40 protein-coding genes and 1 pseudogene are annotated in these 24,177 nt (G+C 60.2%); 20 read left to right on the top strand and 21 right to left on the bottom strand.

The features are described from left to right. Positions 1-4: 4 nt before the first annotated feature. Positions 5-127: a hypothetical protein gene (locus NKI97_RS12695; RefSeq protein ID WP_352834417.1), complete on the top strand. Its 123-nt coding sequence runs from the start codon at positions 5-7 to the stop codon at positions 125-127. On the opposite strand, the gene NKI97_RS12690 is transcribed toward NKI97_RS12695, so the two are convergent. The 20 genes from NKI97_RS12690 to NKI97_RS12595 all read right to left on the bottom strand — a co-directional run bounded on the left by NKI97_RS12690 (position 117) and on the right by NKI97_RS12595 (position 15,167). Continuing rightward, positions 117-2,402: a D-alanyl-D-alanine carboxypeptidase family protein gene (locus NKI97_RS12690; protein WP_352834414.1), complete on the bottom strand. Its 2,286-nt coding sequence runs from the start codon at positions 2,400-2,402 to the stop codon at positions 117-119. The two genes, NKI97_RS12695 and NKI97_RS12690, sit on opposite strands and share 11 nt — an antisense overlap. Before the next feature lie 8 nt (positions 2,403-2,410). Further along, on the bottom strand, positions 2,411-2,929 hold the full coding sequence (locus NKI97_RS12685) for a virion core protein, T7 gp14 family (protein ID WP_502907100.1): 519 nt from the start codon (positions 2,927-2,929) through the stop codon (positions 2,411-2,413). Then, the gene (locus NKI97_RS12680) at positions 2,929-3,399 is read right to left on the bottom strand and encodes a phage protein Gp13 family protein (protein ID WP_352834409.1); all 471 of its coding nucleotides are present in this window, start codon (positions 3,397-3,399) and stop codon (positions 2,929-2,931) included. Before NKI97_RS12680 ends, NKI97_RS12685 begins: the two co-directional genes overlap by 1 nt. Then, positions 3,380-5,800 carry a phage nozzle protein gene (locus tag NKI97_RS12675; protein WP_352834406.1) on the bottom strand — a complete coding sequence of 807 codons (2,421 nt, stop codon included), beginning with the start codon at positions 5,798-5,800 and terminating at the stop codon, positions 3,380-3,382. Before NKI97_RS12675 ends, NKI97_RS12680 begins: the two co-directional genes overlap by 20 nt. Next, positions 5,800-6,408, bottom strand: a complete 609-nt coding sequence (locus NKI97_RS12670) for a phage connector family protein (RefSeq protein ID WP_352834403.1) — start codon at positions 6,406-6,408, stop codon at positions 5,800-5,802. The genes NKI97_RS12675 and NKI97_RS12670 overlap by 1 nt, the downstream gene beginning before the upstream one ends. Positions 6,409-6,413: 5 nt before the next feature. Further along, positions 6,414-6,704 (bottom strand): capsid staple protein, encoded by a 291-nt coding sequence (gene gp10 / locus NKI97_RS12665; protein WP_352834400.1) that lies wholly within the window; start codon positions 6,702-6,704, stop codon positions 6,414-6,416. 100 nt (positions 6,705-6,804) lie between these two features. After that, positions 6,805-7,083 (bottom strand): hypothetical protein, encoded by a 279-nt coding sequence (locus tag NKI97_RS12660; protein ID WP_352834397.1) that lies wholly within the window; start codon positions 7,081-7,083, stop codon positions 6,805-6,807. A 47-nt stretch (positions 7,084-7,130) separates the two neighbouring features. Beyond that, on the bottom strand, positions 7,131-7,517 hold the full coding sequence (locus tag NKI97_RS12655; protein ID WP_352834394.1) for a hypothetical protein: 387 nt from the start codon (positions 7,515-7,517) through the stop codon (positions 7,131-7,133). Further along, complete coding sequence (locus NKI97_RS12650) at positions 7,510-7,920, bottom strand: Bbp16 family capsid cement protein (protein WP_352834391.1); 411 nt, start codon at positions 7,918-7,920, stop codon at positions 7,510-7,512. Before NKI97_RS12650 ends, NKI97_RS12655 begins: the two co-directional genes overlap by 8 nt. A gap of 66 nt (positions 7,921-7,986) precedes the next feature. Then, the gene (locus tag NKI97_RS12645; RefSeq protein WP_352834388.1) at positions 7,987-9,027 is read right to left on the bottom strand and encodes a major capsid protein; all 1,041 of its coding nucleotides are present in this window, start codon (positions 9,025-9,027) and stop codon (positions 7,987-7,989) included. A 7-nt stretch (positions 9,028-9,034) separates the two neighbouring features. After that, on the bottom strand, positions 9,035-9,835 hold the full coding sequence (locus tag NKI97_RS12640) for a hypothetical protein (protein ID WP_352834385.1): 801 nt from the start codon (positions 9,833-9,835) through the stop codon (positions 9,035-9,037). Beyond that, the gene (locus NKI97_RS12635) at positions 9,825-10,163 is read right to left on the bottom strand and encodes a hypothetical protein (protein WP_352834383.1); all 339 of its coding nucleotides are present in this window, start codon (positions 10,161-10,163) and stop codon (positions 9,825-9,827) included. Before NKI97_RS12635 ends, NKI97_RS12640 begins: the two co-directional genes overlap by 11 nt. After that, positions 10,163-11,866 (bottom strand): portal protein, encoded by a 1,704-nt coding sequence (locus NKI97_RS12630; protein WP_352834380.1) that lies wholly within the window; start codon positions 11,864-11,866, stop codon positions 10,163-10,165. The genes NKI97_RS12635 and NKI97_RS12630 overlap by 1 nt, the downstream gene beginning before the upstream one ends. Then, on the bottom strand, positions 11,863-12,036 hold the full coding sequence (locus NKI97_RS12625; RefSeq protein ID WP_352834378.1) for a hypothetical protein: 174 nt from the start codon (positions 12,034-12,036) through the stop codon (positions 11,863-11,865). Before NKI97_RS12625 ends, NKI97_RS12630 begins: the two co-directional genes overlap by 4 nt. 3 nt (positions 12,037-12,039) lie before the next feature. Further along, positions 12,040-12,252, bottom strand: a complete 213-nt coding sequence (locus tag NKI97_RS12620) for a hypothetical protein (protein ID WP_352834375.1) — start codon at positions 12,250-12,252, stop codon at positions 12,040-12,042. A gap of 6 nt (positions 12,253-12,258) precedes the next feature. After that, positions 12,259-12,513, bottom strand: a complete 255-nt coding sequence (locus tag NKI97_RS12615; RefSeq protein WP_352834372.1) for a hypothetical protein — start codon at positions 12,511-12,513, stop codon at positions 12,259-12,261. Positions 12,514-12,552: 39 nt separating this feature from the next. Next, a complete protein-coding gene (locus NKI97_RS12610) occupies positions 12,553-14,040 on the bottom strand; it encodes a terminase (protein ID WP_352834370.1) in 1,488 nt (495 codons plus the stop codon). Then, positions 14,037-14,318, bottom strand: a complete 282-nt coding sequence (locus NKI97_RS12605; RefSeq protein ID WP_352834367.1) for a hypothetical protein — start codon at positions 14,316-14,318, stop codon at positions 14,037-14,039. The genes NKI97_RS12610 and NKI97_RS12605 overlap by 4 nt, the downstream gene beginning before the upstream one ends. Then, positions 14,315-14,623 carry a hypothetical protein gene (locus NKI97_RS12600; protein WP_352834365.1) on the bottom strand — a complete coding sequence of 103 codons (309 nt, stop codon included), beginning with the start codon at positions 14,621-14,623 and terminating at the stop codon, positions 14,315-14,317. Before NKI97_RS12600 ends, NKI97_RS12605 begins: the two co-directional genes overlap by 4 nt. Next, complete coding sequence (locus tag NKI97_RS12595; protein ID WP_352834362.1) at positions 14,616-15,167, bottom strand: terminase small subunit; 552 nt, start codon at positions 15,165-15,167, stop codon at positions 14,616-14,618. The genes NKI97_RS12600 and NKI97_RS12595 overlap by 8 nt, the downstream gene beginning before the upstream one ends. Positions 15,168-15,615: 448 nt before the next feature. On the opposite strand from NKI97_RS12595, the gene NKI97_RS12590 reads away from it, so the two are divergent. From NKI97_RS12590 to NKI97_RS12505, 18 genes and pseudogenes are all read left to right on the top strand, one after another. Beyond that, positions 15,616-15,888: a hypothetical protein gene (locus NKI97_RS12590; protein WP_352834359.1), complete on the top strand. Its 273-nt coding sequence runs from the start codon at positions 15,616-15,618 to the stop codon at positions 15,886-15,888. Then, positions 15,885-16,142 (top strand): hypothetical protein, encoded by a 258-nt coding sequence (locus NKI97_RS12585; RefSeq protein WP_352834357.1) that lies wholly within the window; start codon positions 15,885-15,887, stop codon positions 16,140-16,142. The genes NKI97_RS12590 and NKI97_RS12585 overlap by 4 nt, the downstream gene beginning before the upstream one ends. After that, positions 16,139-16,696 carry an NUMOD4 motif-containing HNH endonuclease gene (locus NKI97_RS12580; protein ID WP_352834354.1) on the top strand — a complete coding sequence of 186 codons (558 nt, stop codon included), beginning with the start codon at positions 16,139-16,141 and terminating at the stop codon, positions 16,694-16,696. Before NKI97_RS12585 ends, NKI97_RS12580 begins: the two co-directional genes overlap by 4 nt. Next, the gene (locus tag NKI97_RS12575) at positions 16,686-17,402 is read left to right on the top strand and encodes an exonuclease domain-containing protein (protein WP_352834352.1); all 717 of its coding nucleotides are present in this window, start codon (positions 16,686-16,688) and stop codon (positions 17,400-17,402) included. Before NKI97_RS12580 ends, NKI97_RS12575 begins: the two co-directional genes overlap by 11 nt. Continuing rightward, on the top strand, positions 17,399-17,647 hold the full coding sequence (locus tag NKI97_RS12570; RefSeq protein WP_352834349.1) for a hypothetical protein: 249 nt from the start codon (positions 17,399-17,401) through the stop codon (positions 17,645-17,647). Before NKI97_RS12575 ends, NKI97_RS12570 begins: the two co-directional genes overlap by 4 nt. After that, positions 17,644-18,093, top strand: coding sequence for a hypothetical protein (locus NKI97_RS12565; RefSeq protein WP_352834347.1), 450 nt, complete (start codon positions 17,644-17,646; stop codon positions 18,091-18,093). The genes NKI97_RS12570 and NKI97_RS12565 overlap by 4 nt, the downstream gene beginning before the upstream one ends. Before the next feature lie 105 nt (positions 18,094-18,198). Beyond that, complete coding sequence (locus NKI97_RS12560; RefSeq protein ID WP_352834345.1) at positions 18,199-18,339, top strand: hypothetical protein; 141 nt, start codon at positions 18,199-18,201, stop codon at positions 18,337-18,339. A gap of 92 nt (positions 18,340-18,431) precedes the next feature. Next, positions 18,432-18,968 (top strand): annotated as a pseudogene (locus NKI97_RS12555) (phosphoadenosine phosphosulfate reductase domain-containing protein); the annotation flags it as partial. Between the two features lie 30 nt (positions 18,969-18,998). After that, the gene (locus NKI97_RS12550) at positions 18,999-19,199 is read left to right on the top strand and encodes a hypothetical protein (protein WP_352834527.1); all 201 of its coding nucleotides are present in this window, start codon (positions 18,999-19,001) and stop codon (positions 19,197-19,199) included. Positions 19,200-19,209: 10 nt separating this feature from the next. Next, positions 19,210-19,485 carry a hypothetical protein gene (locus NKI97_RS12545; protein ID WP_352834343.1) on the top strand — a complete coding sequence of 92 codons (276 nt, stop codon included), beginning with the start codon at positions 19,210-19,212 and terminating at the stop codon, positions 19,483-19,485. Between the two features lie 3 nt (positions 19,486-19,488). Continuing rightward, positions 19,489-19,704, top strand: coding sequence for a helix-turn-helix domain-containing protein (locus NKI97_RS12540; protein WP_352834340.1), 216 nt, complete (start codon positions 19,489-19,491; stop codon positions 19,702-19,704). Beyond that, positions 19,701-20,108, top strand: a complete 408-nt coding sequence (locus NKI97_RS12535) for an ASCH domain-containing protein (protein WP_352834337.1) — start codon at positions 19,701-19,703, stop codon at positions 20,106-20,108. The genes NKI97_RS12540 and NKI97_RS12535 overlap by 4 nt, the downstream gene beginning before the upstream one ends. Further along, the gene (locus tag NKI97_RS12530) at positions 20,105-20,473 is read left to right on the top strand and encodes a hypothetical protein (RefSeq protein ID WP_352834334.1); all 369 of its coding nucleotides are present in this window, start codon (positions 20,105-20,107) and stop codon (positions 20,471-20,473) included. The genes NKI97_RS12535 and NKI97_RS12530 overlap by 4 nt, the downstream gene beginning before the upstream one ends. A 2-nt stretch (positions 20,474-20,475) precedes the next feature. Then, on the top strand, positions 20,476-20,853 hold the full coding sequence (locus tag NKI97_RS12525; protein ID WP_352834332.1) for a hypothetical protein: 378 nt from the start codon (positions 20,476-20,478) through the stop codon (positions 20,851-20,853). Beyond that, entirely contained in the window at positions 20,850-21,068 is a 219-nt protein-coding gene (locus tag NKI97_RS12520; RefSeq protein WP_352834329.1) for a hypothetical protein, read from the top strand. Before NKI97_RS12525 ends, NKI97_RS12520 begins: the two co-directional genes overlap by 4 nt. After that, a complete protein-coding gene (locus tag NKI97_RS12515; protein WP_352834327.1) occupies positions 21,065-21,331 on the top strand; it encodes a pyocin activator PrtN family protein in 267 nt (88 codons plus the stop codon). Before NKI97_RS12520 ends, NKI97_RS12515 begins: the two co-directional genes overlap by 4 nt. A gap of 1 nt (position 21,332) precedes the next feature. Next, positions 21,333-21,677 (top strand): hypothetical protein, encoded by a 345-nt coding sequence (locus NKI97_RS12510; RefSeq protein WP_352834324.1) that lies wholly within the window; start codon positions 21,333-21,335, stop codon positions 21,675-21,677. Further along, positions 21,674-21,892, top strand: a complete 219-nt coding sequence (locus NKI97_RS12505) for a hypothetical protein (protein WP_352834321.1) — start codon at positions 21,674-21,676, stop codon at positions 21,890-21,892. Before NKI97_RS12510 ends, NKI97_RS12505 begins: the two co-directional genes overlap by 4 nt. Before the next feature lie 194 nt (positions 21,893-22,086). Here the strand turns inward: NKI97_RS12505 and NKI97_RS12500 are convergent, their stop codons facing one another. Next, positions 22,087-23,097, bottom strand: a complete 1,011-nt coding sequence (locus NKI97_RS12500; RefSeq protein ID WP_352744818.1) for a fatty acid desaturase — start codon at positions 23,095-23,097, stop codon at positions 22,087-22,089. Between the two features lie 228 nt (positions 23,098-23,325). On the opposite strand from NKI97_RS12500, the gene NKI97_RS12495 reads away from it, so the two are divergent. Continuing rightward, positions 23,326-24,168 (top strand): helix-turn-helix domain-containing protein, encoded by an 843-nt coding sequence (locus NKI97_RS12495; protein WP_352452091.1) that lies wholly within the window; start codon positions 23,326-23,328, stop codon positions 24,166-24,168. The last annotated feature ends 9 nt before the right edge of the window (positions 24,169-24,177 follow it).

Raw genomic sequence — 24,177 nt, 5'->3', positions numbered from 1 at the left:
TCCTATGAGAGAACAGCGGCGCAACTGGCGCGTCACAAATGAGGGCATCGGCGTTGTCGCGCTGATCCTCTTTGGAATTTGGTTGGCGGCACAAATCGAGCTTGCCGCCAGAGCGATCAACGGTTGAGAACGAAATCCTCGTAGCGCTGGACAACCTCTTCTTCGCTGGGCTTGCGGCCAAGCTCGCGCTCCAGATCGGTTGAAATGCCGCGCCGCAGGTCAATCGGGATATCGCCGTACTTCACCACGACATCGACGGTCTCGCTGTCCGAGCGCTGACCCGCCTCGAACGCAAAGCCGCTCCGCTCACTCGTCGCGTTCAAAGACCATGGCGTCCTAAGCGGGTTCCAGATCGATCGCTCAGTCTGATCGCGGATTACCACCGGCAAGAGCAGGCGGTTGATCATCGACTGAATTTCCATTTGGTTCGGCGATTTTTGGGTTGAGCGTTTAAACTCTTCCATTTGCGCGGCCAAGGCGTTCTGAAATTGCGCCACGCGCTTGGCTGCATCCTCGCGCGCGCTATCCTCTTTCCCGGTCGTTGTGATGCCCACGGCTTCAAGCTGGCTCTGCGCCTGGGAAAACGCGGTCGTAAGCGTCATCCCGTCTTCGCGCGCCTTGCGCTGATCGGTCAGCGCCGTTGTCTGCGTTCCGGTCAGTTCCTTGATCGCCTCTTTCGACAGACGGTCGCGGTAATCGTTCAAATCCAAGGCGGCGAAGTCGGTCGGATTGGTCGCGGCGTACTTGCGCATGTCATAGAGCAGCGTTTCGTCGCTATCGACGGCACGGCCCGACGCCGCCTTGTTCATGTATTCCCAGGCCGACGACACCGCCGCCATACCGGCCGCTTGGCGAACCTCCATGGGCACTTGATCGGGCGTCTGCCCCTGATCGATATATTTCCACAGTTCGGCCTTGGCTTGCTTCTCCTGGGCTTCCCCTGCCTTGCTTTGAGCCTCCAACGCCGAATAGAGCCGCTTGCGCGTGGCGTCTCGCACGTCAGGATCGGAGATCGCGGCAAGCTTCGTCTCGATGTCGTCATAGGACGGCGCGACGGCGCGCGGTGCGACGGTGTTGCTCCTAGGCGCGACAGTGCCGGCGAAACCCGCCGACCCGCGCGTTCCCATCGGTTCGACATGCCACGGCTCATGCTTCATCGGGAAATAGAGACCGTATTTGCCCGCGTTCTCATGCACCCAATCGACAACGTTTTTCGGCGCATGCGAAAGCGATTGGCCGTTATAGGCGAGATCGACGGCGTTGCCTTCATTGTGCTGCGAATGGCCTGGAGGCGCGACCCATTTGCGAGCCGCAGCGGGCGATCCATACCGCTTGACCGCCGATGCATATAACTCCGCCTGGTGCTCCGGCGAGCGATAGCCGGAATAGATGCCCAGGCCCTCACGGATGCCTGGAGGGGCATCCTGCATCATCGCGGCCAGATTGGTTGCGAAGCTCTCCCGCAGGCCGTCGACGCTTCCCTTGCCTTTGCCTCCCGTCAAGCGACCGTAAAGGAACCCGCGCGCCTTCGTCGGGCCGGTCTCGCGAACGGTTCTATCCGCAGCTGACGCCGCTGGCACATCGGCGGCGCGACCGCCCGACAGGATCGCCTCAGCCTCGCGCTTGGACTTTTCGGCCACGAGTTCGGTTTCAAGCGACGTGCTCAACGCGTATTGATCCGCGCCGGTCATCTGCTTTGCGTTCGCCTTCATGTAGCTTTCTGCGGCGACAGGATCGTCCTGGGCGATCCTGAGAGTGATATTCTTGTGAACGCCCGAGGTGAACTCGCTCTCGCGCAGCTTGAGCGTGTCGGCATCCCAACCCTGGAGCGCACCTGTCTCCCTGATTTCCATAATGCCCGCCCCGAGGTTCTTGTTGACCGCAGACGGGTTGTTGAAATTGACCAGCGCATCGTTCGCGAACGTCTGGACGCGCGCGGCCGAAGCGTCCTTGAACCATGCTTTGCGCTCGCCAGCAGTGTGGATGATCGATTGCTGATAGACAGACTGGAGCCGCGCCTGTGATGCGGTCTGGTAAGCGCGAGCAGCGCCGGCCGAAAGACTACTGCCAAATTCCTTGCGCTTGTTGGCGGCGTCCTCTTCGAACGTTTTGCGCTGATCGATCGCGTTGCGGCCCTCCAGCGTCATAAAGCCGTTGTCGCCATACATGCGTTCGCGAAGCCAGTCGGAATAGGAATTGTCGGCATCCTTGGCGCGAGCCACATCCTCAAGCTCCTGGACGCGAGCGACGGCATCGCCGGCCATATCGAGACCGCGCGCCGCAGACTGCATGCCGCGACCAATGCCCGCGCCGAAAGCTTCCGGCGTGGCGTTGGCGTCCAAGTCTTGCTGAAAGATCGGGCGCGTCGAAATATCCGATTGATACTCGGGAACCTTGACCATCCCTCACCTCACCCGATATTGCCGATTTGCGAAGTCTTGTATTGCCCGTAAGCCTTGCCAGCCCCGCCGAGGACGGTTCCCAAGGCATCGAGATATCCGCCCGTGCTTGCCGACGCGGCGCTCATCCGGCTCATGTTCGCGCCGGCCCGCTTGTTGACCGCATCGACGCGGTAATCGTACGCCTCGCGATTGGCATTGGTGCGGATCGTCAGGGCGTCGAGCTCGCCCATAACGGCGGTATCAACGAGGGTATCGAGTGGCGAGCCAAAGGTGAGATCGACGCCATTCGCGGCCATCGCGGCTTGCTGCTGACCCTTGATGCCGGCGACTTGCTGGCGCTTGCGCTGTTCCTCTTTCTGCCCGCGCTCGATTGCATCCCTCGCCCGGCGCTCAGAGAGCGTGGCATTCATGTCCTGGACCTGGGCGTTGTATTTGTCCGCCGCAGCCGTCGCCTGGGCTTGCTGCACCGTGCCAGCCGCGCCGAGCATCGTCGAGCCGATCATCAAGGCAATTGACAGATCGCACATTAGGCAGACCTCAGTTCGAACAGCCGGAACTCATGCCCCCGGAGCGTGACCGGATCGGAGAGCGTGAAGCCCAGCCAGCGCAGCCAGCGGATCGACGCCCGGTTGCGAACGTCGACAAAATTTCTCATGGTCGGATAGCGCTTCAACAGTTGGTCCCGAAACCCGACCGAGCGGCGAAGGAACGCCACATAGTGCCGCTCAACCGCATCGGTCCCGAGCAGCCACGGCGCGCCGATACCGGCAAGAACGTTGATGTCGCCAATTCCGAACATCACCTCAGGAACGCCGTCGATCATGGCCGTCCAGGCGTGCGACGACTTGCGCAGAGAGAAGACCAACGCGCCGGCCGGCGAGCGCTCAGACGCCGCAAACACCTCATCACGATCCGCCTGACGCATGCGCCGGGCGATAGTCCTGATGTGCGCGGCGCGGGCCGGGACTACCTGGATATCAACGGCCGAGCGTGACATCTGGCATCAGCGCAAGAATTGTCATCGGCAGAGGATCGAATTGCTTGACCCACATGTTCGCACCATCGGACCAATCCCAATGCGGCGTGATCCTGATATCGCCGGTGTACATCTGGATCGCTTCGTTCCATGCCTCAGTTGAGCGCTGTTTGTACTCCACCAGCGTGTTCACATCGTCGCGCCCGCCGTCTTTCGGACCCAGGAAGATGCCGCGCGTGTCCTGGACCCTCAGCGTCACCTCAGAAAATGACTTCATGCGACCTTGAACCGTGCCGAGCCCCTTCACTTGCCCAAGATCGAGATCGAGCGTTTGCAGTGCCGCAGTCATCGGCAGGCCGATATGAGCCTTTGTTGCCGCGTTCGGCAACGTCACCGATCCGCCGAGCGAGACCGTCAGATTGCGGACCACGTTGCCGTTCGCAAGTGCCACGACAGATTGTCCGACAAGATGGTCAAGCCCGCTGATCACCGTCGCCGCCGCGCCCTCATAGGTAAGGCCGCAGTCGACAAAGAATGCATCCTCGACAGAGGTGAAGGCGCGCGAGTGAAGCCGTTCGATATACCGCTTGGACGAGCCGTCGACGGTGCGCTTGACGATGAAATACGGAACGTCTTCGTTGCCCTCAGCGACCACCGCCACGTTCTCAAAAACAGCATCGTCATTCGGGCCGCTTTCGTGGTGCGTCCATGCCCAAATGTCATGCTCTTTCAGATAGGTGAGCGTGACAAGCGAGCCGTCATCCATCACCACCCACACCATCGAATAGGGAGCCTGGGCGAACGCCCATGATTTGATGTTCTTGTTCTCGAAAAGATGCCGCGCGAGGATCGTCAAATCCTTGCCGGTGAAGCTGTCTTGCGCGAACTCATAGCTGAAATCGCGAATGACGCAGCCGCGTTCCTGAGGGAATAGGACCGTGTTACCGACAACGACCGGCTGAACCTTGGCCGATCCCCGGAAGCCTTGATTTTCGATCTTGATAGCCGATGGCGTGATCGCGTCGGAATTGGCTCCGCCAGACACAACCCACTCAGCGCCCGAGGTGAGAAGCATCATGCCGCGGATCGGCAGCGCAGCCCTGATCTCATTCACTTGCCGCGCACGAATGCGGAACGTTACCGCATCGCTCGCCTTTGCTGGCGACGACACGCCGAAGTTTTCATAATTCGCTGATTGAGATAGCCAAGCAGCCTGAGGCTCGTTCTTTGTCGAAAACAGCCCGAGGCGCTGCTCTATGAACGTGGCGCATCGCGGATAGTTGCCAGCCCCTACAAACGGGTTTCTTGCGGTCTGGGGCGTGTCGGAAATATCGGCGGTAATATTCTCATCGGTAAAAGTCGTGGCCTCAGATCGGCCGATGTACCCAAAGACGCCGTTGTCGTTCCTATAGACGATATAGGCGGAAGCGCCGGCAACCGCATCCCATGACAGCCTGTTTCTGTTGCCCTGGAATGACATATCATTCTTAAGCGTTAGCTCATTCGACGGCAGGCTTTCCTCGCCGGTATCCTCGTCTACTGCCGCAACCACATAGACTAGGTTCTTGCCAAACTCATTTGTCACAACGAGGCCGGCCGGAGTGGCTGGAGCGCCGGGATCGGCCACGGCAGGCGCTAGGTCTGTCGGATCGCCATTGTTTGATGTCGTCTCAAATTCAGGCGCGATTGCTTCGCCGATGAAGCCTTGGTCCCCGTTGCCGCCCGTCTTGTAGACGCGATAAATATTTGCGCCTACGACTGGGCTCCAGATCATCTTGAGGTAGCGCCCGGCTGGCTCGCCGTACCGAAAAAAACTTGAGCTAGCTGCTACTGATGCGGCGCTTTCTTCGCCGGCCAAGTTGACCGCCGTGACCTTAAACGCAAGGTTATCGCCATCGCCCTTTGGCAGAGAGTATGTCGCTGCTCCCGTCAGCCCTGTCGGCGCGACCGTGGCCGGCGCAAAGTCAACCAATTCCAGCGTCCAGTTGTCATCCGCAAGCCGGCCGATCTTCCGCACCGCATAGTTTGGATGCGTGATGTACATGACATCGGCCTCCTGGACGAAAACCAAGTCGTCAAGGTCCGCGTGCACGTAGGGCGTCACCACCTCGTAAGGGACGCCACCGGAAAGGATCAACGCGCCATCGCGGAAGACGCGGAAATAGAGATCGCCGAACTCCAGGATATAGGACTGCTCAGTATTGAACTGGAAAGGGATGAGGTTGCCGTTGTCGGCGCTGTCCTTTACCTCGCGAATGAACTCCGTCCCTGCCCGGTTTGACGCGCCGCCGTGCGGATGAATGAACAGGTTGAGCGCTGTCTTGAGCCCGGTCGCGTACTTCGCCAGATCGACGCGCGCCCACAGTGCCGGCGACAGAACACCGGCAGTGAACGAGGGCTGATAAGCGCGCAGATCAGCCATCAAGCCCGCCCGGTGACAAATTCGCTGTCGTGGTCGGAAGTCTCGCGAACCTCATTCGCGTCCGACGCCGCCGCCTGTGCCTGGGTAGCCTGGGCAAGCTGATAGGCGTCGGCACGGATCTTCGGATCGCGCGTCAGAGGCATGGCGAAGCGCACGGCTAAGTGCCAGGACAGCGCCTCAATGAACATCGGGGAATACTTGGTTGGATCGGTGAGCCGACAGGTGTAGCGCAGGAAGGCCGGCGACAGATCGCAATAGATCGTCTGGCCTTCGATCTCATGCGCAAAGCCGAAGGCGTCGGCCTTGGCTGCGCTGTAGTCAGCCGGATCGGCTTCGGAATACTGCGGCCTCACATAGCGGACCTTGAGGCAGTCAGTCGGGCGGCGATAGGCGTACAGCCACGTTCCGGCCTTGTCATTGGTGACTTGCGCGAGCGATGCCGTCTTGCCCGCGAAGCTCCACGGATAGACCTGGAGCAGCGTATCTAGGACGTGATCATAGAACTGGTTGCACGCGCGCGCCTCAGCGCCGGCATCAGTCAAGGCGCTGATATTGTCCTTGCCGAGGTTAGACAGGCCGATGTTGCAGATCGAGACTACGGAGGCCATGCGACTTATCCGTTCGGGAACAGGACGGAGGCCGCGTCAGGCTTCTTTTCCTTCGGCTCAAATCCGGCTTCGGTGATCTCGAATGACATCGACCGCGAGCCGTTCTTGCTCTCGCTGAGGCTTGAGACGCGGACAGTCGCCGTCATCTGCATTTCCGTGCCGACGCGCGCGTTGTCGACTTCAAGGCCATCCATCTGCTTTTCATCGAGATAGAGGGACGGATAGTATTCATCCGTCTCAGCGCCGACTGGCTTGCTAAGCTCGCTATACTTGCGCTTGAGGCTTGTCAGTTTCACGGTCAGAAGCTCCCCGGCATAGTGATGAGTGCAGCCGCGATCCCGAGCGTGACGGCCAGGACGGACCAAAAGAGAGCGAGCGCAAAATCGTAGATCATGGTCATGCCAAAACCCCGCTAATCGCCTTGACCGGAATGACAAGTTGATTGCCGTAAAGCTTGCGGCCATCGCCGATCAGTACCGCGCCGCGAACCGGCTGATCGTTGCTGATCGCGACATCCGCGCCCAGGACGTTGACGCCAAGCGTTCGCTGATTGCTGACGATCAGGGCAAGTCCGGCGTCGACAACGCCGATGACGGGAAGGCCGTTGAACATGGTCGTTCCGTCAGCCTGGAGGCGGACACCAAGAACCCTCTGATCGTTGAAGACCTCGGCCACGGATCACCCGCCTGGAGAGAGAAGAAGGGCGACAAGCGCCCTTCCGTTTAATCGGTCACAGCGACGGGAGCGCCGGGCGCAAGCCAATCCGGCTGCGTAGTGCCGAGAGCGTCGTTGATCTCGCTCTTGGCCCGGATCGGAGTCGGGGCGTCGGCGAACGGCTTGGCTTCCGGAGCTTGGATCGTTTCGGCCTTGGACTTGCGGCCGGCCTTGCCCTTGCCTGTCTTCGGCTTGTCGTCGGCGTCGGCGTCGGCGTCGGCATTGGCGTTGGTCTCTTCGACCTCGGCCACTTCATCCGATGCGCCGGCTTCCTTGACCCAGCGCGGGCGGCGCTTCGGATCGTCCATGATCTCGTCATCGATCCCGAAAGCCTCGCCGACTTCGCGGACAATGCCGCCGAAGTAACCGCGCATCTGTGCGATCACTTTAGCCATTGGACTGACCCCCCATGACGACGCCGGCCGTGACCTTGCCAAGCGTCGGCGCGGTGCCTGTCACGGTGTAGTTGAGACGCATGTAGCGCTCATCCGTGCCGCGCGTGATGAACTCGGGCACGACCACCTTGCCGAGGATGAGATCGGCCAGCACGACCACCTGAGACCAGATGGTTTTCGGCGATGCAAAACCCGAATTGTCGTCGGTCTGGAGAGCGACGGTAAGCGAGGTGAGGTTGTTGAACGCCTCGACCACCTGGATACGCAGTGGGATCGGCTTACCCTTGCCGATATCGCGGGCGAACCCGGCGTTGATCGGGCCGAGATCGATTAGATTGGTGCTTGCCGCCGTCGCCGTGATCGCCTGGGCGTCGGAAAGCAAAGTCTGCTGGTCGAAAATCATTGCCTTGCCTTTCGTTGAAAGTTCATTTGCCCGCCGCCAGATGGCGACAGGCCCAAGCGTGATCCGTTAGATGGCGACGGAGCCGACCGCCGTTTCGGTGTTCAGAAGCGCGTCGGTCATACGGATCGGTATTTCGCGATACGTCCTGACAAGCTTGCCCTCGACCTGGGCCTGCCCCAGCGCGGTATAGTTCGGGTTTGCGGCGATCAGCGCGCGATCCGTGGACTGCGCGTCCAGGATTTCGAGAACCTGACGGTTCATGTAGCAGGCCGATTTGCCGCCAAGAGCGCCGATGCCGTAGACCTGGAACATGCGATAGTAAGCCTTGCGGAGCAGAGCCCACAGATCGACCGTGCCGGCGAGCATGTCGGAAACGTCGATGTTCGCGATCCGGACGTTGTAACGATAGTCCTTCACGAAAGCGCCGATATCCCACTGGAACAGCGTCACCTTGGCGTAGTACGGATCGTTGTTGGCGTCGAAAACCTTTTCCTCGCCCTTGTCCATGATCTGGACGCCAGCCTTGCTCAGCTTCGGGTAAAGCAGAGAGGTGGCGTGATCGGCCCAGGTAATGAACCAAATCGAGGTATTGTCCGAGCCGACGCCGCCGCCGTGGATGACCTGATTGGCGATGTTCGGCTTGGTCGGATCGGGAATATTGGTGTTGTAGAGCGCGAAGCGCGGCGACAAGCCCTTGAACTTTTCGGGCGTGGCGTCGGTGTTGTGATAGAACATGCCGGTCGCCATTTCCTGGTTCATGACTTCCAGGTACGGCGCGCTGTCCACAAGGCGGGCCTTGGCCGGATCGGGCGCGAGCTTGAGCAGGTTAACGTCGATTTCGGAACGCGCCTGGAGGAAACCAGTCGTGTCATCGACCTGCTGCATGGTGGCCTTGGAAGCCTTCACACCCTTGTACAGCCGACCCCAAGAGACGGTCGGATAACCGGTGCGGATCGAATGACGGTGCAGCGCATCCATGTTGCAGGGCGTTGCAATCGCGTCGTCGAGGATCGGGTTGTTCTGCTTGAGCAGTTCGATGACGGTGCCTTCGGCAGACGCCTTGTGCATGTCGATCAGCTGCGGGTAGGTGTTGCCGATGGTTGCCATAGTTCATTCAGCCTTTCGGTGCGTCGTTCGGAAACAAGACGTGTGCGGCTTCCGCTGGCTTTCCTTTGCCTCCCGCCCCATCCGTTGGCGGACTGTCTTCGGAAATCATCGCGCCGACCTTTGCCATGAAACGGATAAGCTCGGGATGGTTGCCGCCACCACTCGCGTTGAGATAATCTTTGAGGCCCGGCGATCCGAGCGTGTTGACGGCGCGCTGCCCGGCCTGGACTGTGCCGTCCCATTTGTCGCCGCCGATCTCGCCGTCTTTCTTGGCGGTATCGACCCAGCCGGAGATTGTTTTGCCCCAATCTTCGAGCCGCTTTTGCGAGCGCGCGGTTTCGATTTTGACGTACTCGTCGGTGAGTTCTTGGGCCTCGCGCGTCGTCATCTTCTTGGCCGCGAATTTCGGCCCCAGGGCGTCGAGCAATTCTTGATCGACCTGGACGCCTTCCGGCATCGTCAGCGCATACTTGCCGTCCTCGGGAACGACATCGAGCGCCTTTTCCGCGTCGGTCTTTTCGGCCGGCTTGGTCTTGTCGTGCTCGACCTTGGCGGCGGCGTTCTCGTCTGCCGACTTGGTCGGATCATCGACGTACTCTTTCCAGTCGGCCGGCTTCTCGCCGTCAACCGGCTTTTCACCGGCAGGAGGATCGGCTGGCTTTTCGGCCGGGAACAGCACGCTCTCAGGCGGCGGCGGAGCAACGGGCGGATCGGCAGGCGCACCGCCACCGCCGCTACCATCCGCGTTGAAAGTCGCCATGGCGAAGGGCGACGATCCAGTCATCAGCGCCGCGATCCTATTCCTCATCTTCCGTCTCCTGTTTGGCGGCGAGCGCCGCGCGGTCCATTGCTTTCAAATCGGCGACATCGAGCAGCAGGCGCGGATAAAGGCGCGGATCGATCTCATCGAGCTTTGAGATCAGCTTGCGGCTTGCCGCCTGGAGCCCGAGCGAATAGTTCGTGGCGTTCGTGTTCTCGCCCGCGAACGGATCGGGATAGAGCGAGGTCTGTTCCATGAACCAGAACAGGACGCGCTTGCCCGACGCCGTGGCGACGACATCGCGAAACGCCTTCGCCAGTTCGTCACGCTCGGATTGTTCCTGCGGAGATAGTTGTTCGCTCAAATCGTCGGACATCAGCCGATCCCCAGCCGATTGAGCAGTTCCGCGCCGCCTGGGTTGTTTTGTGCGCCGGCCAGCACGGCAGCGGCATCCGCGCCTTGCTTTGCGGCGGGCGCAACAGCCGCCATCATTTCGGCGTTCTTGACCGCTTGCTGTTGCTTAGCCCGCGACTGCCTGATTTTGGCGACTTCATCGTCAGGGATGACGATCGACGGCGGTACGCCCAGGTAATCGAAATACACGTCAATCGCTTCGTCGGCGTCGAGCTTGTCGAGAACTTCGGGCTTGACCGACGCAAGCTGCCCAGCGAAGGCAAAGCCGCGTTCGATGCTGCCCGTGGCGACGGCCTTCTGTGCCTGGGCGAGGATCGAAATGTATTCGATCTCGAGATTTTCCCCGTGCAGGTCAGGCGGCGGCGGCGGCAGCATGTTTCGCCGGATCATGGTCGCATAGGTGCGGTCGATCACCGGCTCAAGCTGACCGCCGTAAATGTTCTCCAGAACCGGCCCGAGCGCGAGCAGCTTTTCCTCTTTGCGCTCCGCGATCTCGAATTGATTGCGCGGTTGTATGCCTTCCATGTTGGCGAGCATCAAGAACAGATCGGCGTAGAAAATTTCCTTGATGTGGTCGCGAAGCTCGCGAATGTCGGCCGTGAGGTGGGCCAGATCGATGTTCACTTCCATCGCCGCCCGATAGCCCTTGCCGGTCGGATCATCGACGTACGTGACCGACCCAGGCAGAAGCGAAGCCGGATTGTTCTTCATTGACGTTGGCCCGGTCATTGGCGGGCGCACTTTCTTGTCGATCGCTTCCCATTTGCGCTTGGTTTCAAGCTGCAAGCCCTTCACGTCGCCAAGGGCAATCTGCCCAGGCGACAAGCCATAGTGATCATCGCCGGCAAGCTCCCAGGGCGGCGCGATGATCGGGTTGTCATCGAACCCGCTTTCCTCCAGCATTTCGCCGCCCGCGCCGCTGCCATACGTCCCGCAATCCTCCCAATAGTTCGACAGGAACGGCTTGTTCTTCTTGTCGATCAGGGACGGGTTGCGGTTTAGCCGCGGCTCAACGGCGTGCCAGATATCAAAGCGCTCATCGTACTTGCTTTGATCGAACAGAGTGCGGATGCGCGAGCTAACCTTGTCATAGCCGAAGCGGCTGACAATGCGCTGCACAGACCAGCGGAACGTGCGATAGAGCGTGGTTGCGCGGCCTTTTTCGTCGCGGGCGATCCAGAACCGGCCATGCAACAATTGCTGCATGCGGATGGTCGACTTTTCGTCCTCGACCAAGAGCCCGACCGACTGCCCGAACTGCCCGAGATCGCCGTAGCCTATGTGGAAGGCGTTATAGATATTCGAGCCGGCGAACACCTCGCGCATGCGCGTCTCGACTTCGGACAGGTAAGCCTTGACCGGCGCAAAGTCCTTGAGATCGGGATCGGACGTAGCCAGCCGAAACCACGGGCGAGCCGGCGACGTGATGCCGGAATGCATGCCAGAGGCAAGCGTTCGCAGTGCCGTTGTGCCGGCGCTGTCAAGGATGCTGGCGCGCGACATCGCGCCTTCATTGGCGTTGGACAGGCGAAGACGCGTCGGCTCGATATATTCGGCGAGCGGACGCCAGACCGTTTCCCACGGATTGCGAACCGTTTTCAGTTCTTCGGCGCGGCGGCGATGATATGCGACCTGAGTTTCGTTGCGCGGTGCGTTGTCGGTCATCGTCCGATCCTGAAATTGTCGACCTCACGAAAGATCGCGACATCATCGTCAACGGACATGCGGACAAATGCCCGGTCTCCCCAGGTCACGGACAGAGACGGCTTGAGGCGCGCCATGACGCCCTCATGAACCTTCTCTTTGCCGTCCTTATCGAGCAGCCGGAATTTCATGGATCACTGACCGAGCAGTGTTTTCTTATCGGTAGGAGCCGCCGCCGTGACGCCCGATCCAGAGGTCAAGACCGTGCCCGTGCCGGCTCTGATCTTGTCCAGCGTGCGCCGGCCGGTATTCGACCGCACCGCGCCAGCGTCGGGCTCGCGCATGGCGGCAGTCTCAGGCGGCAGCTGCGGCGCGTCGGGAGTGTCTTGCTTCGGAAAAATGCACATTGCGGATCACCAGCAGTTGACGAGGGTTGCGATTGCGAGGCCGAACGAGGACGCGACCGACGCCACAGCGAGGTTTGACCTGTATGGGCGCGGCGCAACGTCGGCGACCCATGCGAGGCCGACAGGAAGCGCGGCGAGCGCAACGGCGAGAGGGTGTCCAGCCGCGTAATTGGCGGCAGCAAGCAGGATGCAGAACAGCCGGCCGTTCGTGGCGACGTTCTGAGCTACGGCGATCCTGTACGCGTCGGTCGTTTGTTCCATGGATCGACCACTACGCGCGGGATGGTTGCCGCGACCAACTCAGCCGAGCGGGTTGTAATCGACCTCAGCTTGATGAGGCCGCGCGCCGCCGCTGCCGATCGCTGGCCTCAGCTTCTTCGCCACGGGCTGGGCAAACGTCAGCGCCCAGGCATCGCCCTTGTTCGGCGACGGCAGGCCGCGCTCCTTCATGTCCTCCTTACTCTCAAGCTGGATCTTGCCATCCAGGCGCGCGACCGTTTCCGGCCCAACGATATCTTGATAAAATTCCTCGTCATGCGGATCGATTGCACCGCCCGCCTTGAGCCAAAGCTTGCCCATTCCCCACATGTAGGCCCGCTGATTGAGATAGCCGGGATCGACCGGCTTGCCCGAGAACCAAATCAGTTGCCACGTCCGACCCATGGTCTGCCCGGCGCTGACGATGCCCGTGCCATATCCCGCGTCGACAAACACCGCATCGGCCTGGTGCTCATCCTCCAGGCGGGCGATCAGGTTCGCCACCTCAACGTCATTGTCGTTGCGGGCGATGCTGGCGAGGCTCTTGGAATAGAGCCCTTGCCTCAGCATGATCTCTAGCTTGTCGTCGCCGGTCCAAGCCGGATCGACGCCAATGATGACGGGCGCAAAGCTGTATTGCTCCTTGCGCAGATGCACGTTGCGCGCCTTGTCGGCGTCGGTCTCGCTGATGAACTGCATGGCTGACTGGCTCGGGAATTGGCCGCGCACACGAACCTTGACGAGATCGCTATCCTCGCCGTGATCGTCCACTAGGCGTTGCAGATAAGTCTTGTTGGTGCCGGGAACCGTGCGGCTGTCGATTTGCCGATTGACCCAGCGATGACGGAAGCGGCGGAAGCACTCGCGAAAGCGCCCGCTATTGCGCGTCGGGTTGCCGAACACGATCCAGATGATGACAGTGTTTTCGTCGGTGAGCGCGCCCTCGGCGACTTCCCAAACCTTGTCATGGATTTTCGACGCTTCATCGAACAGCAAGAGAATGATCTTGCTTTCGTTGTGCAGGCCGGCGAACGCTTCGGTGTTGTGCTCGCTCCAGGGGATGAAGTCTTGCCGCCAGCTATCGCCATGCAGCGGATCACGGCTCTTGATCGACATGGCTTGCACATCAAACCAGTGAGCCGTGAGCGACATGCGGAACCACTTGCCGATTTCCGGCGCTGTCTTGGTGCGTAACTGGCCTTCTGTGTTCGCCGTGGTGACGATCCTCGCGTCATCCCAACAGGACATTGCCCAATTCGAGAGCATGCCCATTTCGGCTGACTTGCCGATGCCGTGACCGGACGCGACCGATATCTGCAACGGCTGAAAGCGCGTCTCGGGATCGCTCAGATGGTCGCGGATGATCTCGTTGATGTCGTCTTGCCACTCGCGCGGGCCAGCGTGTTTTTCGAGTGAGCCGTGTCCCCAATCCCAGCCGACGCGCGACCAGCGGCGAGGATCGAACCGGCAAGAGGCAGCGAGTTCGATTATCGCGTCATTCGGATCGGCGCGGCGGCGGGCGGCGGTCATTCGACCCGCTCACGCTCAAAGCGCATCAACTCTTGCATGAGGATGACGCGATAGTGCGCCATCTGCCCAGGAGTGATCTTATTGAAGTGCAGCGGCTTGCCGAGCATCACAAGGACAGCCTCGACCACACTGAGCCCGCCGCGCTGGGCGAGCCGGTTCAATGCTTGGTAATGGTTCTTGAGCGCCTGGACTTCATGCGGCCTGATAGCGTCCCACGGAATAGCCTTGACGATAGGGTCGCCGAGGATCGGGAACATCGGATCAGTGAACTTGGTCATATGCCGGCCGCTCGCTCAATCGCGTCGGCTTTGCACTTCGCCCAGGTGACATCAAGCCGACGCCACATTGCGACCGCCGACAGTCGCCCAGGCGATCCGCCCGGAAGCTTCCAGTATTCGGCATAGATCGGCTTGAACCTCAGTATGCGGCGAGCGCGGCGCTTGGCGAGGTTGTATTCCGCCTTTAGCTTGCGCGAGACGCCGGCCCAATGGACGGAGCAAACCCAATCCTTATGAGGTGCGAGCTTTGCCGCCGCTATGGTGCGACGGCAGAACGGCACGCAACAGGCGATCCTCTCAGACATCGCGTTTAGACGCCCGCGCCAGCCGGTCCGCGAGCGCGTCCAGCCCGGTCACTTCGAGCTTGTCGTTATAGAGCGAGAGGTGGCGCGCCAGCTGGTCGAGCGCCTTACTCTTGTCGGCGAGCTTGAGCGTGAAATTGCCGTTGCGGTCATAGCCCCAGCCGACCACGGCGCGACGAACGTCTTCCGGCAGATACTTGAGATCGCGAGCGTTGCGCAGGCCGGTGATCACCTTGCCGTCGTCCGATAGCTCGACATCATCAGCGATCTCATCGGGCAGCGCATCGCGGATGACTTCGATCAGGTCGAGCGGATCATAGAAGGCCATGCGCGAGATTTCTTTGAGGACGCGTTCAGCCGTGATGTCGAGCTTGTCGGAGCGCTGGAGCTTGGCCGCGTCGAGTGCGGCTTTTATTTCAGGTTTCGTGAGGTTTTCAGCGCCGACAGCGCCGGCCGTCTTCGCGCTATACCCAGCCCTAATCGCCGCCTGAGTTGCGTTCAGATCGATCAGATATTCCCTCACGAATTGCTCTTGTTTCGGCGTCATTGGTCCAGTCGCAATCTCAGCATGCATTAGACGTTGAGAATTACGCACCAATGGTTGCCGCGAAGACCGCAGATCACGCCTGAGGTTTGGAAGGAGGTTTCTAAGGAGCACCAAACTTTTTTAATTACGGTGAATATGCCGTTTATATATCAGCCTCAATTTTATAAACCGACCAACCCACCACGATTAAAAAGTTTACTGCCTTCTTAAAAACTATCTTGTCACTACTTATTATATTGATTTCATTGGATATTTACAGACGAAGAGGTTTTTAACGGAGGATTTTTTGGATTGTTCAACGTTTTGGGACGTTATCCGGAAGAGCGTTCACAGCACTATATAACCTCCTGTAACGTGGCCTTAAAAATATTCTTACAAACCTGCTTGCGCGGCTAATCGGTTTGTGCGATGCGTTGTGAAAGACGCAACACTTATGCGAGGCCGCAACATGAAACTGTCCGACCGCGAAAAGCGCGTCCTGGTCTATATGTCCGAGGACGTTCCGCCCGAATACGGGATCTACATGAAGGCGATCCGCCATGCGGAGGTGATCGAGCCGGCCAACGTCCGCCGCGTCGTTCGGGCGCTCGCGCGCAAGGGAATGGTGACGCTCTCGATGCTCTCAAACCCAGCCGATTTTTCGATGGCCGGAAGCGGCTACGTTGTCACCGACGCCGGCAGGATTGAAGCCGAGCGGATCAAGGATGAGGTGACACTGTGAAGCCCAACAAGATCGCCGAGAAGGCCCGCAAGATGATCGCCGGCAAGCCCGAGCTTGAGGCCGCGATGCGCGCCGAGTGGTCGACCGTCGAGGCCAAGATTAAGGCGAACGTCTCCACGACAAAAAAGACGTGGAAGAACTATGAGATGCAGAACGCCACACGCACCGCGCGCCTCGCGATGCTGACAGCTTTCGTTGACGGCAAGTCGCCAGCCGAATGCGCCGCCGCCGCGCTGGAGACCATCGGGCAATGAGCGCCCTCGCCGAAATCTGGATGCCTGTCGTCAGCCACGAAGGCGCATACGAGGTTTCGAATTTCGGGCGCGTTCGCAGCCTCGACAGGATCGAAACTTATAGCCGCGAGGACTACTATTCCAACTCAATCGTCACCGTCTCGCGCAAGCTCAAAGGTCGCGTCCTACGCCCAGGCAGAACGCCAAGCGGACACCTCACAGTCGCCATCGGGAAAGGCAACAGCCGGCACGTTCATGTTCTCGTGCTGACCGCTTTCAAAGGCCCCTGCCCGCCCGGCATGGAGGGATTGCACGGCGACGACGATCCGGCGAACAACCGCCTCGAAAACCTCAGGTGGGGAACGCGATCAAACAACTTGGTCGACGCCATAGAGAACGGCAAGCGAGGCATCGGATCGAGATCGTATCAAGCCAAGCTGACGGAGGCGGACGTTGCCGACATAAAGGCGAATTACTCGCACCTATCGTCAGAAAAGGTCGCGTCGATCTTCGGCGTCAGCGGCGCGGCTATCCGCCAAATCCGCAGCGGGAAGGCATGGAAACATGTCGCATAGCATCGCAAGGGTTATCGATTTCGAAACCACGGGAACGCCCGAGGACGCCGATCCCGAAGTGATCGAAATGGGCAGCTATGACGTCAATCTGATCTCGCGCATGCTTCTGTCTAAAAGCGCGTTCACGTCACTGTGCCGCCCGCGCGGACCGATCACGCCGCAGACCAAGGCCATCCATCACATAAACGAGGAAGACGTTGCCAACGCGCCGCCCGCCCGCGATTTGTGGGACCGGCTACTTGCCGGTAATCCGAACTGGCTTGTCGCTCACAAGGCTGACTTCGAAAAACACTTCACGCCGCCATGGGGCATTCGCTGGATCGACACATACAAGGTTGCTCGCATCGTATGGCCTGACGCGCCGACGCATTCGAACCAAGGCTTGCGCTATTGGCTGGAGCTTCCATGCGATCGGAAGCTCGCCGATCCGCCGCACCGTGCATTGCCTGACAGCTATGTGACGGCGCACCTGTTCATCCGCTTGCTCGACCACAAGACGCCAGAGGAAATGGCTAAGATCAGTGAGTATCCCGCGCTGCTCAAAGTCATGAAGTTCGGCAAGTACAGGCGCAACGGCGTCACCATGACATTCGAGCAGTGCGCGCAAGATGACCCGAGCTACCTGGAGTGGATCCGGGACACAAGCGATATGGACGAGGACACCAAGTTTTCCGCCCGCTACTGGCTGCAAAAGAGGACAAAATGACCGGCATTAAGGTTGATATCAGAGCAAACGCCCCGCTTTTCATTGAAGCCGATCCAGACACGTTCGGTCGCGTTTTCGCGGCGATGAACAGCGACGACCAGGTTGCCGTGCTAGACGCGATCGCTGAGCATATGCTGCCTCATCCTATGCAATGGGATCACATCGCCATTGAGCTTGAGAAGCCTCAGCACGCCCGAGTGCGCGGAGAGCTTCAAGCGATGCTGTTCCCGAAGGGCGACCAATGACCCACACAGCCCGCCTTGCCCGAGAGGACGCCATCACAGACGCCTTGCGCGCCATCAACGCCGCACTTGGCGACGAGGTTCCGACCGAACAGGCGTTCAGGATCATCGACGCGATTAAACGCTTGCGCGATGGCGAGCCGACGCGCGTAACCTCGCTCGACCGGCGCGATTATATGGCTGAGGTGCAGGATGCGGCACGAGACCTATGGGCCAGGAAGCGCGCCATCGTTGGCGTCGACACTGGCGTGGACGCGACCGCAGGCGTCGATACGCCTATAGGCCGCTTGCGCGTGACGACATGGCGGCGGCAGTGGGCAGGCGAACGCGGCGAACGGATCGCCTGGGCGAGCGAATACTACCTCAACGACCTACCTATCACTGTTGCTGAGATCAGGGCGGCGGGCCTAGCTCAGCGACCAACAACAAGAAACAGGCGAAAAGCTTAGGCAACACCAAGTGGCTAGGAGGCCAAACAAGTGAGTGCATGCGCAGTAAAAGACGACATAGATGCATTTGTGAGCAATGGCGGCGACGGTGATAGGATCACCGTCATGATGCTGCCGGATCAGCGGAATTGGCGCTTTGTTGACATCAGCGCGGCAACCGCCCGGTTGCTTGCGGAGCGCCTGATTGCCGCCGCGACTGGCGCGGAAAAGAACGCTGAGGCCGTACCCAAAGGAGCGCCGCAGTGATGCGGCGATTTTCTCAAACGCTCTATTGACGCGGTTATAAACAGGTCTATAGTGATGCGAATAACGCATCACTTCAACAAGGATCACAACAGATGGACAGCCGGATTGAAAGCCTGATCAAACGCGGCGCTCTTTTCGTCGTCAACCACAGCGCCGGCAAAGACAGTCAGGCCATGACGATTGCGCTTCGGAAGATCATCCCCGCCGCTCAGCTTTTGGTCATTCATGCCGACCTTGGAGAAATCGAATGGGACGGCAACGTTGATTTCATCCGCGCCACGGTTGGCGATCTCCCGCTGATCGTGTGCCGCAACGAGAACAAGACGTTCCTGGAAATGGTCGAGCGGCGCGGCATGTGGCCAAGCGCCAGTCAGCGCCAGTGCACAAGCGACCTTAAGCGCGATCCGATCAATCGGGAAATCCGCCGCCACCTTAAAGCCAATCCGCATTTCAACGGCCTTGTCGTCAACTGCATGGGCATTCGTGCCGCCGAGAGCCCAGCCAGGAGCAAGCAAACGCCGTTCCGTATCGACGAGCGCAACAGCAGCGCCGGGAGAGAATGGTACAACTGGCTTCCAATCTTCGATCTTACCACCGAGCAGGTGTTTGAGCAGATCGCCGCCGCCGGCCAGGAACCTCATCCTGCCTACGCTCAGGGCATGACGCGCCTTTCTTGCGTCTTCTGCATCATGGCGAGCAGGGGCGATCTCCGCACCGCCGCCAAGCTCAAGCCGGAACTGTATCGGCGCTATGTCGAGACCGAGAAGCGCATAGGCCACACGTTTTCGATGAACCGCCAGCCGCTTGAGGAAGTGACAGGCATCTATCTGCCGAACCCGGCGCAGCTTTCGCTTCTCTGAGGATCCAGGAATGACCGTCTCCCCGAAATTCCGCACGCCCTACGGCGTGACAGGCACAGACATTGCCGCCGCGCTGGGCATGAAGCCGCGCGCCAAGCAGAGCGTCACATTGGTCACCAAGCGCCACGGCGGCGGCTTGCCCACTCGCATCCTCGTCCTTGTGGACGGCGAATATTTCGAGGTGCTTGAGCGGACCTTTGCCGAACTCGAAAGAGGCGTCACGCCTGCCGATCTTGAGCTTGAGCCCTACGACCCAGCCGACGATTTCAACGAACTGGAGAGCTAAGCCGTGAGCGATTTGTTCAACTTCGCCCAGCGAGACCGGAGAGCAAAGCTGTTGCTGATCATGGGCGACGGCAAGGTTCATACGGCCGACGAACTCGCCGAGGCTACAGCCTGCAACATCCGAACAATCTATCGCGACATGGCCGGCCTAAAGCGGTCTGGCGCGCGGATCGGATCGCAAGCCGGTTTCGGCTACATGTTGAGGGAGACACGGCTATGATCGACCTCGCCACTCTCCCCGATCGCGCCTTGTCGATCATGCAGCCTTGGGCATGGCTGATCGTCAACGGCCACAAGCACATCGAAAACCGCGATTGGCCGACGAAGTTCCGCGGCCCGGTCTGCATTCATGCCGGCAAGAAGTTTGACCAGGATTGCGCCTGGGAATTGTCGCTGAACCGCCACCCGGTTACGGGCGAGCGCTTCACGGTCGCAGATGGAGAGCCGCACACAGACGAGTGCGGCGGCATCGTCGGCGTTGCCGAGATCGTCGGCTGCGTTAGAGCCTCGCCATCCAAATGGTTCGTCGGCAAGTACGGCTTTGTCATCGCAAACGCGCGGCCAGTCGAGTTCATCCCGGTCAAGGGCGCGCTTGGCTTCTTCAACTGGAGGGCCAAGCTATGACCCCGTTCGCATCCGTCGCCCTGTTCCGCCGCAATGGTGGCGTTGCCTTCAAGCCGCCGCGCAAGGAGCGGCCCGACGATCTCACCCAGGCCCGCAAGGCCGCTATGCGCTATTGGGCCGGCCACCACGGCGAGGCGCTGATCAGGGTGTTCCTTGTCCGCGAGTTCGCCGGCAGGCTGGAGATCAGCGAGCGCGGCCCCGCCGAAGCCCTCTGGAAAGGCTACAGCCGCGAAATCAGAGGCAGCGAGGCCGAGCCGCACATTGCGGCCTGCCTGGGCGAGCTTGGCATTGATCCGAACGCCGCGCCGCCGCCATTGCCTGATATGCTGAACATCAACGGTTTCGTTTACAGACGGGAGATTTGACCATGAGCCGCATCACAGACGCCCAGGTTGCGGAGTGGCGCGAGCGGATCGCCGGTGTTGCCGAGCGTTTCGATCTCCGCCTGCCGGAGTTCGAGCGCTTGGTTGACGAACTCACCAAGCAGAAAGACGGGTTTGCCGACCGACATGCCGAGTTTGCATTTCTCAGGCACGCCCTGCATATCGCCGCGGCTTACTGCCAAGCGGTAGGTGACGCCATTCCGCAGGAGGCCAGCATCAGAGACGAGGGCGACGTAATAAGCGCCGCCAGCGCGCCGGCCTTCGCCATTGCCGAGGCGATCGTAGCCTTGCCAGCCCGGGACCCGCGAGACGCCGAAATCCAGGCCAAGGCGATTGCATGGCTGGACGGGAGGCGGATTTGATCCACCTCCTGTTTAACGCCGACGCAATCCCGCGAAGCACCACGCGCGAGCAATGGCGTGAGATTGACCGATGGCGGCGCGTGACAGAGCGCACCTTGCGCGCCGAGCGGCAGCGCCAAATCGAGAACATGATCACCTATGGCACGTCGCATCCGGAAATCTTCCGCAACTTCATTGACCGCGCCATCAATCCGCCGATCATGGTTTACCCATGAACACCGCGTTCCTGCTCATGGCGCAATTCGACGGCGCGGCTGTGATTCCCGTCGACAAGGTTTGCGGCTCGTATTTTAGCCACCTCACGCCGCAACAATTCATCCGCAAGACGACAGAGGGCGAGATCGATTTGCCCGTGGTCAGGATCGAGACCAGCCAGAAGGCGGCAAAGGGCGTCTATTTGCTCGACCTCGCCGCCTGGATTGACAAGCGCCGCGAGGCCGCGAAAAAAGAATGCGACCAGCTTCAAGGGAGGCGATGACATGGCCGGCATGATTGAGAAGGTTGCCCGCGCCCTAGCCCTCAGCGCGGGCGGCAGAATGGTCACGAATGGGCAAAGTGTCGCCACGCGCGAGTTCGGTTGGGACGCCTCCCATCGGTACACAGAGCTATACGTCGAAGCCCATTGGAGGGAACATGTTCACGCCGCCGGGTTCGCGATCCAGGCTATGCGCGACCCGACCGAGGCGATGGTTGAGGCCGGCATGGACTACGATGAGCGGGAACTGAACATCAGGTTTGGCCGTCCGCCGACTGTCGAGGAATGCCAGATCGGCGAGTGGCAGGCCATGATTGACAAAGCACGATCCGAGGATGCAGGGCGATGACCGGCCTAAAGGGAATGTTCGAAATCGATCCCGACATCTTGCGCGCGCCGCGCCGCGACAATTCGGCATACCTGGAGGCAATCGCCCGCATGAGGAAGGCGGCGATTGACGCCGAGATCGCCCTTGCCTCCCCGGTCTATATCGCCAGTTCAGACGTTGAGGTGTGGGACGGCAACTATGTGGTCAAGACCGTCTTTCGCCGCGTTGGCGAGTGACCACATTCGTATCACATGGAAAAATAAGAAGCCCGGAACGCCTTAGTTTCCGGGCTTTTTTTCTTCCCTCCGTCCGATCGTACATCGGCAAAGCCGCAATGAATTCGCTCATGCCGGGATTTGACCGTTATGCGGGAAATTGACAAGGTCAGGAAAGCGTCGTCCGCGCGGCACCGCCTGCAACAACGCAAGAATCATTCTTTCGGCGGCTCGGCGGGTACCGGTGCGCTGCCAAGCCCATTGAGGCTGCGTGCCCTGACGCGCGGCTTGAATGCGCGTCCTGGTTCCGGCATGCGCCGCAGCACGGGATGGACGACCGGCTCCTTCGCCTTGAAGGCATAGGCCTTGAGCAGCGCGAAATAGTTCGGGTAGGCATAGCCATTGTTCATCCGCAGCCATTCGTCACGGCGGTCGCGAAACACCTTCGGCAGCCTGTACCAGGCCACCGTCGGGCTCTTGTGATGGACGAAATGCAGATTGTTGTTGAGGAACAGGAAGGACAGCGGCGAGCGCTCGACGATGATCGTGCGGCCTTCCGGATGTTCAGACCATTGGTGCTCGGCGTAGGTGCGGATCGAAATCAGCGACTGCCCAAGCCAAACCGGCACCAGAACGTAAAGCCACAACGGCATGCCGAAGCCGAACTGCACGACAGGCAGCACCACGACGAGGCCGATCGCATGCAGCAGCCATGCCTTGCGGATGGAATTGTCGCCCGCGGCAACTTGCCTGGCGTCGTCGATGAAAAAGCCGATGCAGGAAAGCCACGGGCCTAGCACCAAACGCCCGATCATCGTGTTGTTGACCTTCAGCAGGAATTTCATCGCCGACGGCAGCTCCTCGTGCTGCCAGAGAGCCTTGTAATAGCTTTCGGGATCATCGAGCGGATCGGTCAGGCGCTCGTCTGCATGGTGGCGCAGATGAATGGTCTTGAATCGGCGAAACGGCCAGACAAGGCCAATCGGCAGGAACACAAAGGCTTCGTTGAGCCGCGCATTCCGGGTTGGGTGGCCGTGCAGGACCTCGTGCATCAGCGAGGATTGCAGCGCCGCAATCAGGGTCAGAAAGGCGAGTGCCAGCAGCGGGTAAGAGGGCCAGAGCAGGAAGCCGGTAGCGAGCCAGCCGCCGTAGCAGAGAAGTGCGAGAAATGCTGTCGGCCATTCGATGGCCGTTGCGCCGTGTCGCCTGTTGCCCATGCTCGTCATGCTATCGACCACTGCCTTCCAGTCGCCGGAACCCGTTTGATTCCTGACAGCATTGTGTCAGGAGCGTTGCATCGCTGCAACGCGATAAAGCGCACAAACTGTTGCGATTGCGCATTTTCAGCTGCAGATGTTATCTATTGTAAACAAGCTCGTAGATTCATTTGCGCTCTAAACGCCATGTAGACCGCTTCGGCGCAAAATTTTGCTCACGTCAGGGAGAGTAGAGATTTGGACAAGCGCGACCTGTCGACGATCTTTCGCGAGCGCCTGAAAATGCTCTTGACAAGGTCCGATTTGAACCAGTCGGCCTTCGCCGCCGCGGTTGGCATCGACCGTTCGGCACTGTCGCAGCTGCTCTCCGGCGCGTCGATCCGCCTTCCCCGCGCCGAAACGCTGCTCAACATCGCCGCCGAATTCAAAGTCTCGCTCGACTGGCTGCTCGGCCTCAGCCACGATGAGGGCGTCACCGGTGAAATCCGCGAGAGCCTTGAGATCGAGGAGGCGCCGGACGGCTTCGACCGCACGCTGCTGGCTCGCTGGCATGCCGAGGCGGCGGGAACGAAAATCCGCTACGTGCCGGCCGGCATTCCCGATCTTCTGCGCACCGAGGCGCTTGTCGACTACGAAGCCGTCATCGCCAACAAGAGCCGCGAGGCACAGGCCGGCGAAACGCAGTACCGCATCGACTACAACCGACGGCCCGAAACCGACATGGAAGTCTGTATGCCGCGCCACACGCTGGAGATCTTCGCGCGCGGGCTGGGCGTGTGGGACCGCTTTCCGGAGGCCGACCGCCACCAGCAGCTCCTGCACATGGCGACGCTGCTCGACGACCTCTATCCCACCTTCCGCCTGTTTCTCTATGACGGGCGGATGCGCTATTCGATCCCCTACACCATCTTCGGGCCCTATCGCGCCGCCATTTACGTCGGCGACATGTATCTGGTGCTGAACGCCACGCAGCCGATCCGCATCCTGACCAGCCATTTCGACAATCTGATACGTGCCGCGGACGTCAACGCGCATGAAGCGGCCAGCTTCACACGAAAGCTGGCGGAGATGCGATTTTGACCGGTTGCT

Origin of the sequence: Mesorhizobium sp. M0296 (genome assembly GCF_040321675.1) — a bacterium.
GTDB lineage: Bacteria > Pseudomonadota > Alphaproteobacteria > Rhizobiales > Rhizobiaceae > Mesorhizobium.
This window is presented reverse-complemented; position numbering and strand designations above follow the sequence as displayed.